Raw genomic sequence first — 14556 nt, forward strand, 5'->3', positions numbered from 1 at the left:
CGCTAAACACGGGGGCTGCGCGGCGGACACGCCGACGTCACCGCAATGCCACGCCATTTTGCAGAACTTGACGCACACAACTCCGATTCCTTTGGGGCGGAGGAGAGTCGCCCATGGTCTCAGCAGTTGAATTGCGGACGGACTATTCGGCCTCGGATCTTCGCCGATTGGCTCGCGCTTCACAGGACGCGCGACGGCTCAGTCGGTTACTTTCGCTGGCGGCGGTGCTTGACGGTATGAGCCGAGCGGATGCCGCCAAGATCGGCGGGATGGATCGCGCCAGACCGTGCGCGACTGGGTGCATCGCTTCAACGAAGCCGGGCCGGAGGGACACAAGGACGCTTGCTATGGTGGTCTCGGGCGGCGGCTTTTGCCAAACAATTGTCAGAGCTGGCCCGAGATTGTGGAAACCGGTCGCCGACCCTGCCGTTGATGGTGCGCTGGCGGCGCGTCGATCTCCAGAAGGTCATCAACGAGCGCTTCGGGGTTGATTATCACGAGCGCAATGTGTCGACCCTTTTGAAGATGTCGCATTGCCTCGCCTGAATTGTTCCTGGATGTTGACCCGGTGCCTCATCTGATTTGCGCCCGCATTTGTGTGGCAGGCGCAAATCAGATGAGGCAGGTCACCATGGCGACGCGGGACGAGCTGGTGAGCGCGGTAATGTTGTTCGTCCAGGTCGCGGCGGCCGCGCAGGGGGCGGTCGCCGCCTGCGCGATTGGCTTCGCTGCCCGCTCTGGATCTGCCGATAAAAAGCGCCGAATCCTACTATCTGGCCTGGCGGCGCGAGCGAGAGAACCATTTCCCGTTCGCTTTTCGAAACGGGCTGGTCGCGGAAACGACCGCCGATTAATAAGAACCGCCAAAATGCCACTGGAAACTTCTGCTCAGGCCCCAACCGTGGCACCACGGCCCTTCGTCGCTTCCCCTTGCCCGTAATAGACCGCGAAGCGGTTCTGCAGAAATGCGTCGAGCTTAATATCTTCCTGCCGGATAAAGCCCTGGGCCGGGATCTTGCCGCCGGCAAGCAGGTCGAGAACCGCGCAGATGCTCGATGCGGTAGTGATCTGAATCGCGCTTGTGATGCGCCCGCCGACCTCGGCGCTGTAGATTTTGTTCGCGTAGGTTTCCTGGACTAACCGGCCGTCTCTGCGTCCAGAGACGGTCACGAAGACGATCACGACATCCTGCACCGTGGTCGGCAGGGCCTGTTCGAGTATGTCCTTCAGCACATCGCGGCGGTGCCGTAGTCCCAAGTCGTGCAAAAGCGCCTTCATGATCGTGGCATGACCCGGATAGCGTATGGTCCGGTAGTTGAGTGTGTTGACTTTGCCCTTCAGCGTTTCGCAGAGCGTCCCGAGGCCGCCCGAGGTGTTGAAGGCCTCGTAGGTGACGCCGTCGAGCGAGAATTCTTCGCGCTCCTCCAATGCAGGCACTTCGACGAGTTCGCCATTGACGATAGCCTCGCAGGGCTGGATGTACTCGTTGATGACCCCGTCCGTGCTCCAGGTGAGATTATAGTTCAAGGCATTGCTGGGAAACTGCGGGAGGGCGCCGACGCGCAGCCGCACGCTCTCAAGGCTGTCGAACTTGCGCGCCAGGTCGCTCGCTACGATGGAGATGAAACCTGGTGCCAGGCCGCATTGTGGAATGAATGCGATTCTGGCGGTCTTCGCGATTCGTTTCACCTGCCGCGTGGATTCAACGTCTTCCGTGAGGTCGAGATAATGCACACCGGCCCTGGCCGCAGCGGTGGCGATGGCGACGGTGAGCTGGAAGGGCGCCGCGCTTAAGACCGCGAACTTGCCGGACAGCTGCGCAGCCAAGGCTGCTTCGTCGGTGATATCCAGCTTGGCCGTCGAATGCGCGGGACCGCTTTCAATCTCCGCCAGTTGTTGAGCGCTGCGGTCGACGACAGTGACATGATAGTCCCCGGTATCCGCGAGCAACCGTGCAATCGTGGGGCCGATTTTGCCTGATCCGATCACGATGACGTCTTTCATTATTTCCTCCTGCAACAGCACCACAGTCTGGCATCGTCATACTTAATCAACTCGCGCAGCTAATTTTGTAAAAGTTCTATCAAATTTGAGAAGATCGCAGGGGCAACTTGACGAAATGCAGGTTTCGGACAAAGATCGCCAACTTCTGGCGTTGCTCACGGCAAGTGTGTCGATATGCTCACAACCGAGCCGCCGCCCTCGACCCGTTAGAGAACGGCCTCGGCTACAAGGAATTGTTTAGCAGCTGGCGATTTTGCGCACTGCCAAGCTTTTCAGAAAGGGGGTCCCTGTGCCGGCTACTTATGAGCACACAGCCGCGCCGAATGGCGCGGCGGATGCGGTCACGCAAATAATCGCGATGAAGTCAGCCTGAACCCGCGGCTCGCCGATCAGCGCCTCGGCTATTTCCCGGTGCGAAGCCCCTCCAATCGAACCATCGAGTGGCTGGAGCGCGAACCGGAGGTGTAGGCCACGCGCTTCCGGCGGAAACAGCCTTTTCGGCAGGCGTCCGTGTGCCGAAAGACTGTTGAGGCATTCAAGCTGCAGTGTTTCAACTGGGCGGCAGGCTAGATCGCGTCGATATGGAATCGGACGGGCAGCAAAAGCTAGCGCCAGACACGACAACCTGGAGATGCTGGTCGGCGCGCCGCAACAGAAGATGTTGGCTGCGTCGCCCGTTAACAGGACCGATGTGCGGCATGGCAGCGCCGTCAGGTCGAACGGCGGTGCCGCTCGGCGCGGCGGGAACGAGTTCCGCCCTGTGCAGTCTGGCCTCCAAGCTTCAGGAGCTCAATCCCATCCTGCGTGGGCGAACTACACGGCGCTTTTGCCGGGTTGGATGTTCACCAGTCTCGACCGGTACCTCGGTACGACGATAGCGGTGCGCCCAAAGTGGGGTCGCGTGGACGCCTAGGCCTTGCCAGCCCAGTGGTCGGCGGCCCGGAGACGGGCTTTGGCGCGAAAGGAAGGGTCAAGCTGCACATGCGCGCCTAGCCTCCCGTTTGCCGCTTCCGTCTCGCATGGATGGCGATGCCTTACGTTGCAATGTCTTATGGAGAGCGGGAAGAAACCGGCCAGAAACGGCGGATCTCAAACGCGCTCCAGCGCAACCGCCATGCCCTGGCCGACGCCGATGCACATGGTGGCAAGTGCATAGCGGGCGCTACGTTCCCGCAGCTCCAGCGCCGCCGTGCCGGTGATGCGCGCGCCGGACATGCCGAGCGGATGACCGAGCGCGATGGCACCGCCATTCGGGTTGACGTGCGCCGCATCCTCGGCAATGCCGAGCTGGCGCAGCACGGCGATGCCTTGCGAGGCGAAGGCCTCGTTGAGCTCGACGACATCGAACTGTTGCGGCGTCAGGCCGAGCCGGGCACACAGCTTTTGCGTGGCCGGCACCGGGCCGATACCCATGATGTGCGGCGCCACGCCGGCGGTGGCACCGCCCAGAATACGGGCGATCGGCGTCAGCCCATATCTTTTCGCGGCGGCTTCCGAGGCGATGATCAGCGCCGCGGCGCCGTCATTGACGCCCGAGGCATTGCCGGCCGTAACCGTGCCGCCTTGTCGGAACGGCGTCGGCAACTTGGCCAACGCTTCGATCGACGTGCCCCCGCGGGGATGCTCATCTCTGTCGACAACGACCGGATCGCCCTTGCGCTGCGCGATCGTCACCGGCGTGATTTCCTTTGCCAGCCGGCCATTGGCTTGTGCGGCTACAGCCTTGTCCTGGCTGCGCACGGCAAATGCGTCCTGGTCGGCGCGGGAGACAGCGAACTCTTCCGCCACGTTCTCGCCGGTCTCCGGCATCGAATCGACGCCGTATTGCTTCTTCATCAGCGGATTGATGAAGCGCCAGCCGATCGTGGTGTCATAAATCTCGGCATTGCGCGAAAAGGCGCTCTCGGCCTTCGGCATGACAAACGGAGCACGGCTCATCGATTCGACGCCGCCTGATACTATCAGCTCCGCCTCGCCGGCTTTGATGGCGCGGGCAGCAATCATCACCGCATCCATGCCCGAACCGCAGAGGCGATTGACGGTCGAGCCCGAAACCTCCTTGGGCAGGCCGGCCAGCAGCAGGGACATCCTCGCCACATTACGATTGTCCTCGCCGGCCTGGTTGGCGCAGCCATAGACGATGTCGTCGATGGCAGCCCAGTCGATGTTTGGATTGCGCTCGACCAGCGCCTTCAGAGGGATAGCGCCGAGATCGTCGGCACGGACCGCCGACAGCGAGCCGCCGAAGCGCCCGATCGGCGTGCGGATGTAGTCGCAGATATACGCCTCGGCCATTATGCAGCTTTCCCTTTGGCGGTTCCTTCACGCGCTGCCCTGGTGCGGGCCTGAAGGTCGCGCAGCGTCATGAGTTCGAGTTCGCTTGGCGCCGACGTTTCGTCAAGTGCGGCGGCGAACTTCACCTTCCAGCCACAGGTTTCCTGTACCTGCTGGCGCGAGACACCGGGATGCAGCGATACCACCGTGAACTCCTTCGTTGCCGGATCCGGCTTCCAGATGGCAAGGTCGGTGATCAAGAGTGTCGGCCCGGATGTCTCGATGCCGAGGCGCTGGCGATGTACGCCGCCCTCGCCATGGCCGAAAGAGGTGAAGAAGTCGATTGTCTCGACCATGCCGCGCCTGGTCTGTGCCATGGTGATGTAGACTTCTTTCGAGGAGGTGGCGATCTCAGGCGCGCCGCCGCCGCCCGGCAGCCGGGTCTTCGGATGAAAATAGTCGCCGATGACCGTGGTGTTGATGTTGCCGAACTTGTCGAGCTGGGCGGCACCGAGGAAGCCGATCGAGATGCGGCCGCCTTGCAGCCAGTAGCGAAACATCTCCGGCACCGGGACGGTGGTCACGGCGGTGTCGCAGAGCTCACCGTCGCCGATCGACAGCGGCAACACATCCGGCGCGGTGCCGATCGTGCCGCTCTCGTAGATCAGGGTGATGTCGGGTGCATGCGTCAACCGCGCGACGTTGCAGGCGGCAGACGGCGCGCCGATGCCGACGAAGCAGACATCGTCGTTCTTCAGCGCGCGGCTGGCGGCGATCGTCATCATCTCGTTGGGGGTGAAGCCAAGGTCTTGACGGTCGCTCATGCGGCTGTCCTCAGATGTTCGACACGAACGGCGAAATCGTCGGCCGTGCTTTCGATGACGTTCTTCCGCATCCACGCCTGAAATTTCTCACGGTCGGCCGCGATGTCGTCCCATTCGAGGTAGGCGGCATTGTCACGCGCATAATAGCCATGCGCGTAGGACGGGTGCGAGCCGCCCGGCACGATGGATATCGCCGCGATCGTCCAGCGCGGCAGCACGGTCAAATTGGGGTGCAGATCGTCGAAATTATCGACCACTTCCTCCACCGTCACCACCGCCCGCCTGGCCGCCAGCACGGCTTCCTTCTGGATGCCGATGATGCCTTCGACCAGCACATTGCCCTTCCTGTCGGCCTTCTGGGCATGGATGAAGGTGACGTCGGGGCGGATCGAGGGAACGGCGGCAAGCGCCTCTCCGGTGAACGGACAGGTCACCGATCTGATGTTCGGGTTGACGGCCACCAGCCCGGCGCCGCGATAGCCGCGGAACACCGCGCAAGGCAGGCCGGCCGCCCCCGCCTCGTAGGCATTGGCCATGCCGGCATGGCTGTGCTCTTCCGTCTCGATCGCTCGCGGGAAGCCGTTCTCGATGGCGTCGCGGGCGCGCCGCAACAGGCCGACGCCGGGATTTCCGACATAGGAGAAGACGATCTTGCTCGCCATGCCCATGCCGATCATCTGATCGTAGATCAGGTCGGGGGTCATGCGGATCAGGGTCAGATCGCGAAATCCTTGGCGGATCGCCTCATGTGCCGCGGCCGTCGGGATCAGATGGGTGAAGCCCTCGAAGGCAACCGTATCACCATCGTGCAGGTTTTCGGCCACGGCCTGGCTGAGCGACAGGAATTTGACCATCACGGGCTCGAATCTCAAGAGAAAAAAGTTCGTATTGCGAACATATGTTTTATATGAAATACTTCTATGTCGGATTGTGGTATCGAGTCAATCCTGGCGACGCGGTCCTTTTTCGGAGGCCACATGGATGACGAGCGAGCTTCGCGTGACCATGTCGGCTCGCTCGAGCGAGGGCTTGCGGTCATGGAGATACTGGCCCGGTACCCGGCTGGCATGACGCTGACCGAAATGGGGGATGAGGCGGGGCTGACCCGCGCCGGCGCCCGCCGCTTCCTGCTGACGCTGGTGGCCGCCGGCTACGCGACGCAGTCCGGCCGGCTCTTTTCGTTGTCGCCGCGCCTTTTGACCATTGCCCGTACCTGGCTCGGCGGCGCCTCGCTGTGGACGTTTTCGGCGCCCATCATGCGCGAGGTCGCCGCGCAACTGAACGAAGCCTGTTCGGCGGCCGTGCTGTCCGGAGAGGACGTCGTCTATGTCGCCCGTGTTCCCGGCCGGCGCATTCTCAGCGTGTCGCTCGATGTTGGCACCAGGCTGCCGGCGCATTGCACGTCGATGGGGCGTGTCCTGCTTGCAAGCCTCGCGCCGGATGCTCTCGAAACGTTCCTCCGCCAGGCAAAAATCGAGCGGAGAACGCCGAAGACCATCACCAAAAGGCCATTGCTTGCCGCGGCCATCCGCAAGGCAGCGGCCGACGGCTTTGCCATCGTCGATGAAGAACTGGAGCTTGGCTTGCGTTCGATTGCCGTGCCGATCGACGATCGGGCCGGGCGTACGGTGGCGGCGATCAATGTCTCGACCCAGTCGGCCCGTTTCTCCGTCGAAGAGATGGAGCGAGAGATATTGCCTGAGTTGCAGAGGGCAAAACAGCGCGTCCAGGAGTTCTTCTTCGTCTGAGCGATCAGCGTCGAAGAGCCGGCGGACCAAGCAATGACTTCGGGCCGGCACTGCCCCTCACCCTTACCCAAAAAATGGGGAAGAGGGGATCGCCAACGCCGGAACTTGTCCCTTCCGTCGTTCTCGGGGAGGAAGGTGCCGCTGGCGGATGAGGGCTGCCGCGCCGACGTCGGCCAATTATGGTTGCCCAGACCAATGATCCTGCCCTCTGAAAGGCGGCACGGCGCATACCGCCTACTCTACTATCGCTGAAAGAGTCCTCCGCTTGCATTGTCGACGAAACGGGCGCGATTTGCCGCGTCGTCGACCAGACTGACGATCTCAGGATCACTGACTGCTCCTCAAACTGGCGTCCCTTGAGGCCCGAAATCTCCGAGATCAATCTAGGGGATTGGTGTCACCCGCCGGTAACCAAAGCGTTGCAACAGATCCTTCAAACAAATTTACAGAGTCTTTGCGAGCGCAGATACCTGCCAGTGATACCTTCACAACAAAGTCTGAGGTAGGCAGAGCAGAAAACTAACGCCGGTGACGCTCGGATCGCCGCACAGCATGCAACGGAGGTCGATACCAATGACAAGAAGAGCGCTCATCCTGCTTGAAGGCCATGGGAGTATTGGTCTGCAATACGTGAAAGCGGCCCGGTATCTTGATCTTCATCCAATTACCCTGTCGGCTGATCCAGCTCAATATGACTATCTTGCGGCGGAAGGAATTGAGACAATCCGTGTCGATACAGGCAATCTCGATGCGCTGATTCGCAAATCTTCCCGGTTGCGCGCGACCTATGACATTGCTGGCATTACTGGCTTTTCGGGCGCGGACGAGTCGGTCTATGCGACAGTCGGCAAGCTCTGCCGGCATTTCGACCTACCGGGACCAAACCCCGCATCGATTGAGCGATGCTGTGACAAATTCACTCAACGCCAGCTCCTCGCGGAGGCCGGCATTCCAATCCCGGCTTTTCGGTTGGCAGCGAATGCGACGGACGTAGAAAGTTCTGCCGCGGAGATCGGCCTGCCGGTGGTTCTTAAGCCAGCCGTAGGCAGCGGCAGCAGCGGTGTCCGATTGTGCCGCAACCACAACGAGTTGGCCGAACATGCGACCTATCTGTTGGACGGGCAGCACAGATGGCGGTCGCCGATACTGGTCGAAGAATTCGCACAAGGCCCCTTTTTTAGCGCTCATATAATGGGAAATGAGGTCATTGGGATTGACGCCGCTGACTTCGACCGCCCATCGCATTTCGTGTTCCGTCATTTGACCTGCCCGGCCCCGCTAACTGATGACGAGCATGAGCGCATCGCGGATGTTTCGCTGAGCTGTTTGCCAGCTCTCGGCCTTGGCTGGGGGCCAACGAACGTTGACATTCGGTGGACGAAGCGTGGCCCAGTCGTCATTGAAGTCAATCCCCGTCTTGCAGGTGGGACTAGTCCTGGGCTGATTCAGGCGGCCTGCGGTGTCGATCTCATCACCGAGCACATCAAGCTTATCATCGGCAACGAATGGGACTTGCGCAGAAGGCATTCGCACATTGCGGCCGCGGAGTGCTTAAATGCTGATCGCGATGGCATCCTCGATTGGATCGACGGCGACAGTCGCGCGACTGCGGCGCCAGGTGTCGCCGAGGTTAGATTGTACATTAAACCCAAGACGCCGATCGTCAGGAGGGGCGACTACCGAGACCGCATCGGACATGTCATCGCCGCTTCACCTAGCCGTGCCCAGACCGAGGCAATGCTTCAGCATGCCGTCGACTTAATTCGTTGGTCGATCACGCCATTTTCGACACTTAGCGAATAGAAACAGGAGCTGAATTGGGGGGCATGGGAGGATCGGTACGCTGCGGATCAGGCGGCGAGAATGGAGAAGCACTAGGCGAGGGTCCGATTCGCATTTAAGGCGTCCCTTCGCTGTCGCTCGTGCATCATATGGCATTATCATCTCGACCCTCGAGAATAGCGCGGTGGCGGCGAAGGACTTGAAGCCGAGCATCGGGCAAGTCGAGCGCTTGATACGCTGATGTTCCTGCTCGATGCCAGGATACTGGCTCCAGCGAATCCGGATCGTCTTCAGCCGTTGCCCGCAGCAATCCTGTAACGGAGCGTGGTGTCCCGGGAGATAATCGCGGTCGGTTGGTGGCCGGCTGCCGCAGCAGGGAGTGATCTGCCAGGAGCAATCAACTTGCCAGAATTCCTGGCCAATCGCTTCGGCGCTATCTATGCCTCTGGACCTGTTACGCCCATGGCGGACGTGACAGCTGCGGCTGCGGAGCGGCAGCAGCCCGCGCTCGTTTGAGGGTTCGCAATCTCAAAATGAAGATCTCGGCGTAACGCGGCTTCTAGCGCGATCAAGGTGCCCTTCCCTCGTCCCATATCATAATCGTCCTCAAGCCCAAGGTACTTGGGAGGGCATACAGGCGCTTCGTGGCCTTCCGGAGGTTATATCCGTTCACTCGGTGAGCGACGTGATTGCCGAGATAGCCGCACCATCGATCGGTGAGCTCAATCATCCTCTCGACGCGATTCCGGCGCTAGGTTGAGATAGTTTTGGCCTCGAGGAAGGCCTGAACTCTGCGCATGTTAAAGGAGGCGGTGGTGCCGTCGTCTTCATTCTTGCAGGCCCAATCAGCTCTGCAGAACCTGCTGAGCTGACGAAGGTCCACTTCAGGATCGAGGAGCAACTTGAGGGCCACCGTTGCAATGAATTGCATGAATGTAACAGACAAAATTGTGAGTTCTGCTGATAGAAGGTGTTGAGCCTTGAAGTCCGCAGGTCACCGCAATCTGCCGTCCTACGCCCTGTTGCGCAGCTTTGAGTGCGCTGCGCGGCACGAAAGCTTTACGCAGGCGGCGGAGGAACTTCATCTCACGCAAAGCGCCGTCAGCAGACAAGTCAAGGAACTTGAGGAGACGATCGGCGTGACAATGTTCCGGCGGGTGGGACGACGCGTCACACTGACCGAGGCTGGCAGGCGGTTTGCGGCCGATTTGGCAGTCGATCTTGAGAACCTGAAGCAATCAGTAGCGCGGGCGACTGCCGCTGGCGAGCGAAATACCACGTTGCGTATTGCCATCCTGCCAACATTTGGCAGTCGTTGGCTGATTCCGCGGTTGGGGACTTTTCTGAATGACCATCCCAGCGTCGAAATCAGGCTGGAGACCCGCACTGTACCGTTTGACCTCACACGAGAGCGCTTCGATCTCGCGATCCATTTCGGAAAGGCCAACTGGCCAGACGCACGTATGAACAAATTATTCGATGAAGAAATGCTGCCGGTTGCCTCCCCCAAATTCCGCGATATGTACTCGGCAAGCGAGCCTGCCCGCCTCGCGGAGGCTCCACTTCTGCATCTCATTACTCGCGAAAGCGCGTGGATTGACTGGTTCGCCATGAAAGGAACCACTGATAAGCGGCTGCTGAGCGGTCGACATTTCGATCAGTTTTCCATGATCATCTCGGCTGCCGTGTGTTCAATCGGCGCCGCCCTTTTACCCAAATATCTGATCGAAATAGAGCTCGAATGTGGCGTTTTGATCCCGCTAAGCGACACGCCCCTGGAGACGCACAAGAGCTATTTTGTAGTCAGCGCGGCCGGCGATTTTAACCCGCAGGTAAACGCTTTTACGCGTTGGCTGCTGTCAACCACGAGGCGCGGCAGCATGACGAACAGCCACGACTAGATTCGCTTTGGAATATTGATCTACGCTCCGCAAGCCCAATTCAGCGGTCGACGCTACGGGGTGTATCAACACGGCACGAAGGCAGGAGAATCTTGCTGCACCGAAGCGGCCTGTTTGCGCGCTTCGCGGCGCCAGGCGAAGACCTGCTGCGGCATGAGGCCGTACCGACGGGCGACCTCGGAAATGATTGCGTTCGGCTCCAGCGTCTCCGCTATCATAACGCGCCTTGTCATCCACCGACCACTGACGCCGACCGCCAGCACCGTTGATCACCTCGAACGCCGAGGCTGCCGCTCCGGGTCAAGCGTAAGGTCAAGTCCAGACACAAGCCGATCTCCGATCCCAATACAAGATCGGCAACCTCACAGATCGCGACCACTCCCGAAAGGTGGTCCCACCACAGCGCTGATGTCCGCTGTCAAGGTTTGGAACGCAGCAGGTCGCCCGTTCCGGGGAACTGCTCTCATTCTGATGATCGCGCATGGGTGGAGGCGGAACTGAAGGACGTCGGTGATCAAGCTCTGATGCGCGGGTTGGCTACCGCATTCCCGATTGTGCGTCCGGGCTGTTCCTATCTTACTGCGGGCGTCGGCCATATGGCTGGCCACACTTCGAAAATGCGTGCGCCAGTAACGACATCGAGCACAGCAGGACCAAGGTCAGGCACCAGCCGACTCCGACTGAATGCACCGGCCGATCTCAAGCGTTAAATATTCTTGTCCAATGATACACTTTCAGAGAGCCGACGTAATATTCACTTGATCAAAAATAACTTTGTTTTTTCGGCAATGTGATAGAGCTTTTAGCGATGCTCGCCCGCCAGTGGCGACGAGAACTGTAGCCTTACTGCTGGCAGCTATGTCCACCAGGGACAATATCCGATGCAAACAAGCTGCGGAGGAGAGACAATGGAACCCCCCCCGGATGGCCGCGGTCTCTCAACGGCTAGAGCTGCCGACCAGTGTGTCCGACCAACTTTCTTTGTTTCCGTCGATGCATTTCCCGACGAAACTAGGGAGGCGTTTGCGGCCGAGTTCGGCAGATTTGTCGACCAAACCGATGGTGTTGCTCAAACCGAGGAGTTGTTCGACCTATTATCTGCCTTTGCCCTGAATTTTGATTGCCCGTGGATCGGCTATCGCTCTCGTTCAAACGGTCGGGCGATGATGCTAAATTATCCAGATGAATGGCAGCAGCGCTATTTCGAAATGGGTTATGACAGGATAGACCCCATTATCAAGACAGGTCGAAAGCGCGCAAGCGCCTTTCGATGGAGCGAGGTGTACAATGACGCACGTACGACTGAGGACGAACGTCGCGTTTTCGACGAGGCTGCGACGTTCGGCTTGAGGTCAGGCATTAGCGTTCCACTGCACGGCTCCGATGCCAGCTTTGCGATCATGAGCTTTGCACAACCCGGGGGTTGCGAATTCCAAAATAAAACAATCACCTACTTGCAACTTGCTGCGCTACATTTCCATCTGAAGGTCGCAAGGTTCGCAGATTCGACTGGCATCGAGGAAGCTCCTGATCTTTCTTTTAGAGAAAAAGAGTGCATTTTATGGACGGCGAGAGGGAAATCGTCGTGGGAAACAGGGATCATTCTGGGAATTAGCTTAAATACTGTCAATTTCCACATAAAGAACGTATTAAGAAAATTAGGTACTTCCAGCAGAACGGTTGCAGCTATAAAGGCGATAAACTTGGGAATTATCGAGTTGTAAGCAAATTCGAGAAACTAACGCCTCATTGACGACCTGCCTCGAAGTCGAAACCCGTTGCTGAAGCCCCGCTCATTCACGACGTAGCTTCTGAGAGGCTGGCGGATGTAGCTTGGGCGAATGATCTGGCTGTCCAAGCCAGCCCTGCCACGGCATCTCGCGAGCCAGACCCGCCATGAGCGATGGTGCGTTGCTGCCGCTCTCATCCATTGGGTGCAAGAAGATCTCAGCTGCGTTTCACGGGGGACGCATCACCTCGGATGGTGCGTCATATATTGGCCGCGGCCGAGTGACGCCTGCAATTGGCCGACAGGCTGGCCGACGATCCGCCGACCCATAACGGGCCTATTGCGCAGTTGGGGGAGAGTGCTCGCGGGAGATGAAGTGCAACGATGAGCGCCGGATTGTTGGGCAGGCTGACGGTCCGGATTTCAGCGCCGGTTCGAAGAATACTGTCTTCATGAATACGAGTCACAAACTGGTGACGAATATGTGCTTGTAAGTTCGGGCGGTGCATCCGAGAAATCAGACAGAGAAAATCAACACGTTCACCCGGATCGGCCTCTGCTGCAGTCTGTGCCGGCTGGATATCACAGCCTTGGAGGTATGCGCCATGAGTGCCGTTAAAAAATACTTGCCCTCACAGCGCGAGCAGGCGTTTCTGGACAAAGTCGTCAACGGCAAATATGACCGGCAGATCATCACCGGCATAGCCAAGTTCGCCAGCGGTGACGTGTCCCAGGACATGCGGGGGTTCTATTCCCAAGAAGAACTAGACCGGATCCTTGAACTGAAAGGCACCGTGAAAGATCTGGAGGCCCGGATGCCTATCAAGATCACGCGGCACTATTATGAGCAGGCGCAATACAGCCGACCCATGCAGACGTTGGTGAAAGCCAGCCCGAAGGAAACCTACGATCTCGACGGTGCAGAAGATCCGGGCAAACAAATGACCTACAGCCCGCGCGAAGGGCTGATTCATAAGTATGAGCTGGGTCTGCTCTATGTGGCGTCCACCTGCTCTGCCCACTGTCGCTTCTGCTACCGCGAGGAACTGATCGGCCGCAAAGAGATCACCCGTGAGGATGGTACGGTTGCTCCAAAGGGCTTGGCGCAGCTCGGCGAGATCGTCGAATACATTGGCGAGCACAACAATGCAGTGGCCGCGAATGGCGGTCGCCATCCGGAGACCGGCCGTGAGAAGCTTCGCGAGATCCTGATGTCAGGCGGCGATCCCATGGTGCTGGGGAACAAGAACATCGCTGCTTGGCTGGCCGGACTCGCGGAAGCCGGCGTCGAGACTATCCGCATCGGGACCAAGGAGCTGGCGTTTCATCCGCAGCGGTTTGATCAGACTTTCTTTGCGATGCTCGATGCCTTTCATGAGGCCTATCCGGAGGTCAGCCTACGGATAATGGTGCACTTCAACCATCCTGACGAGTTTCTCCGCAAGAAACCCGATGGCGGCTACGTCGATAACCCTGGCGGCGGGCTGCATTGGATCCGCGAAACGCGAGTGGCGGTCAAGGAACTCGCCCGGCGCGAATGGATCACCATCCACAATCAGTCGCCGATCATTCGCGATATCAACGACGATGCTGAAGCGCTGAGGACCATGCAACGCGAGATGGCCCGACGCGGCATCAACAACCACTACTTCTTCTGCGGTCGCGACATGGTCGGGCACAAGGCGTTCAACGTCCCGATCGAGCGGGCCTGGCAGATCCTGAACGAATCGCAGAAGGGCCAGTCGGGCGTCGAAGCCCACGCGCGGCTTTCGATCACTCACTACAAGGGCAAGACCGAAGTGGCGGCGGTCACCAACGAGCCCCTACCGGGCGTCGCTGGTGGTGAAAGAGGCGTCGTGATCTTCAAGCTGTTGCGTTCGGCCGCTGATGCGCCGGACCGGTGCAAGGTGACCATAGTCGGCCGAAACCCGGATGCAATCTGGTTCAGCGGCTATAATGATCGCGTCATCTACGACGAGGCTGGCCTCTATTCCATCTATGGCATCAACCCTGCATTCCAGCAGGCCGCGGAGTAATGTGCGCGGACAAGATAGCTGGTATTTCCAAGCGCATGAGAGCCAGACGTGACCTACGTCATCACTGGGAACTGCACAAAGTGCAAAATTGAACTGCCGCCACTTTCGACGGACACTCAGCATAAGCAGGAAGGCTCAAGCACATGCTTGAGGATAGGCTTATGTCTAAGAGGCCTCTCTGATTGGGGTGGTTGAGGTCAAGGTGCTCCTGTACTTTTTTCCAGGGCCGTTCCGCAGGTCACTCGCTTCTCTTCGCGG

Annotated in this window: 11 protein-coding genes and 2 pseudogenes; 7 read left to right on the forward strand and 6 right to left on the reverse strand. The window is 59.3% G+C overall.

All coding sequences use genetic code 11. The annotated features are described in order from the left end of the window. Positions 1–113 precede the first annotated feature (113 nt). Positions 114–335: pseudogene (locus tag NKJ20_RS32900) on the forward strand (helix-turn-helix domain-containing protein); the annotation flags it as partial. 97 nt (positions 336–432) lie between these two features. Then, a pseudogene (locus NKJ20_RS32905) lies at positions 433–525 on the forward strand (winged helix-turn-helix domain-containing protein); the annotation flags it as partial. Positions 526–888: 363 nt separating this feature from the next. Here the strand turns inward: NKJ20_RS32905 and NKJ20_RS32910 are convergent. The 5 genes from NKJ20_RS32910 to NKJ20_RS32930 form a co-directional block, all read right to left on the reverse strand. Further along, positions 889–2004 carry a saccharopine dehydrogenase family protein gene (locus NKJ20_RS32910; protein WP_352749753.1) on the reverse strand — a complete coding sequence of 372 codons (1116 nt, stop codon included), beginning with the start codon at positions 2002–2004 and terminating at the stop codon, positions 889–891. Between the two features lie 300 nt (positions 2005–2304). Next, positions 2305–2628 (reverse strand): DNA -binding domain-containing protein, encoded by a 324-nt coding sequence (locus NKJ20_RS32915; protein WP_352749755.1) that lies wholly within the window; start codon positions 2626–2628, stop codon positions 2305–2307. A gap of 465 nt (positions 2629–3093) precedes the next feature. Continuing rightward, the gene (gene pcaF, locus NKJ20_RS32920) at positions 3094–4299 is read right to left on the reverse strand and encodes a 3-oxoadipyl-CoA thiolase (protein WP_352749757.1); all 1206 of its coding nucleotides are present in this window, start codon (positions 4297–4299) and stop codon (positions 3094–3096) included. Then, entirely contained in the window at positions 4299–5102 is an 804-nt protein-coding gene (locus NKJ20_RS32925; RefSeq protein ID WP_352749759.1) for a CoA-transferase subunit beta, read from the reverse strand. Before NKJ20_RS32925 ends, pcaF begins: the two co-directional genes overlap by 1 nt. Further along, positions 5099–5956, reverse strand: coding sequence for a CoA transferase subunit A (locus NKJ20_RS32930; protein ID WP_352749770.1), 858 nt, complete (start codon positions 5954–5956; stop codon positions 5099–5101). Before NKJ20_RS32930 ends, NKJ20_RS32925 begins: the two co-directional genes overlap by 4 nt. A 123-nt stretch (positions 5957–6079) precedes the next feature. Between NKJ20_RS32930 and NKJ20_RS32935 the strand changes: the two genes are divergently transcribed. From NKJ20_RS32935 to NKJ20_RS32950, 3 genes are all read left to right on the forward strand, one after another. Next, complete coding sequence (locus NKJ20_RS32935) at positions 6080–6850, forward strand: IclR family transcriptional regulator domain-containing protein (RefSeq protein WP_352749761.1); 771 nt, start codon at positions 6080–6082, stop codon at positions 6848–6850. Between the two features lie 573 nt (positions 6851–7423). Next, entirely contained in the window at positions 7424–8653 is a 1230-nt protein-coding gene (locus NKJ20_RS32940) for an ATP-grasp domain-containing protein (protein WP_352749762.1), read from the forward strand. A 959-nt stretch (positions 8654–9612) separates the two neighbouring features. Next, entirely contained in the window at positions 9613–10533 is a 921-nt protein-coding gene (locus NKJ20_RS32950) for a LysR substrate-binding domain-containing protein (RefSeq protein ID WP_352749764.1), read from the forward strand. Positions 10534–10598: 65 nt separating this feature from the next. Here NKJ20_RS32950 and NKJ20_RS32955 read toward each other — a convergent pair whose 3' ends face one another. Next, the gene (locus NKJ20_RS32955) at positions 10599–10766 is read right to left on the reverse strand and encodes a transposase (RefSeq protein WP_352749771.1); all 168 of its coding nucleotides are present in this window, start codon (positions 10764–10766) and stop codon (positions 10599–10601) included. Positions 10767–11441: 675 nt separating this feature from the next. On the opposite strand from NKJ20_RS32955, the gene NKJ20_RS32960 reads away from it, so the two are divergent. Together NKJ20_RS32960 and NKJ20_RS32965 are read left to right on the forward strand one after the other, a co-directional pair. Further along, positions 11442–12257, forward strand: coding sequence for a helix-turn-helix transcriptional regulator (locus NKJ20_RS32960; protein WP_352749766.1), 816 nt, complete (start codon positions 11442–11444; stop codon positions 12255–12257). 610 nt (positions 12258–12867) lie between these two features. After that, positions 12868–14298: a KamA family radical SAM protein gene (locus NKJ20_RS32965; protein ID WP_352749768.1), complete on the forward strand. Its 1431-nt coding sequence runs from the start codon at positions 12868–12870 to the stop codon at positions 14296–14298. The last annotated feature ends 258 nt before the right edge of the window (positions 14299–14556 follow it).

It is taken from the genome of Mesorhizobium sp. M0185 (genome assembly GCF_040322175.1).
Taxonomy (GTDB): domain Bacteria; phylum Pseudomonadota; class Alphaproteobacteria; order Rhizobiales; family Rhizobiaceae; genus Mesorhizobium.

What these genes read in the sequence shown, in the direction of transcription:
- NKJ20_RS32925 (WP_352749759.1), bottom strand. Translation starts at nt 5,102, where the DNA reads ATGAGCGACCGTCAAGACCTTGGCTTCACCCCCAACGAGATGATGACG.
- NKJ20_RS32910 (WP_352749753.1), bottom strand. Translation starts at nt 2,004, where the DNA reads ATGAAAGACGTCATCGTGATCGGATCAGGCAAAATCGGCCCCACGATT.
- NKJ20_RS32955 (WP_352749771.1), bottom strand. Translation starts at nt 10,766, where the DNA reads ATGACAAGGCGCGTTATGATAGCGGAGACGCTGGAGCCGAACGCAATC.
- pcaF (WP_352749757.1), bottom strand. Translation starts at nt 4,299, where the DNA reads ATGGCCGAGGCGTATATCTGCGACTACATCCGCACGCCGATCGGGCGC.
- NKJ20_RS32940 (WP_352749762.1), top strand. Translation starts at nt 7,424, where the DNA reads ATGACAAGAAGAGCGCTCATCCTGCTTGAAGGCCATGGGAGTATTGGT.
- NKJ20_RS32960 (WP_352749766.1), top strand. Translation starts at nt 11,442, where the DNA reads ATGGAACCCCCCCCGGATGGCCGCGGTCTCTCAACGGCTAGAGCTGCC.
- NKJ20_RS32930 (WP_352749770.1), bottom strand. Translation starts at nt 5,956, where the DNA reads ATGGTCAAATTCCTGTCGCTCAGCCAGGCCGTGGCCGAAAACCTGCAC.
- NKJ20_RS32965 (WP_352749768.1), top strand. Translation starts at nt 12,868, where the DNA reads ATGAGTGCCGTTAAAAAATACTTGCCCTCACAGCGCGAGCAGGCGTTT.
- NKJ20_RS32935 (WP_352749761.1), top strand. Translation starts at nt 6,080, where the DNA reads ATGGATGACGAGCGAGCTTCGCGTGACCATGTCGGCTCGCTCGAGCGA.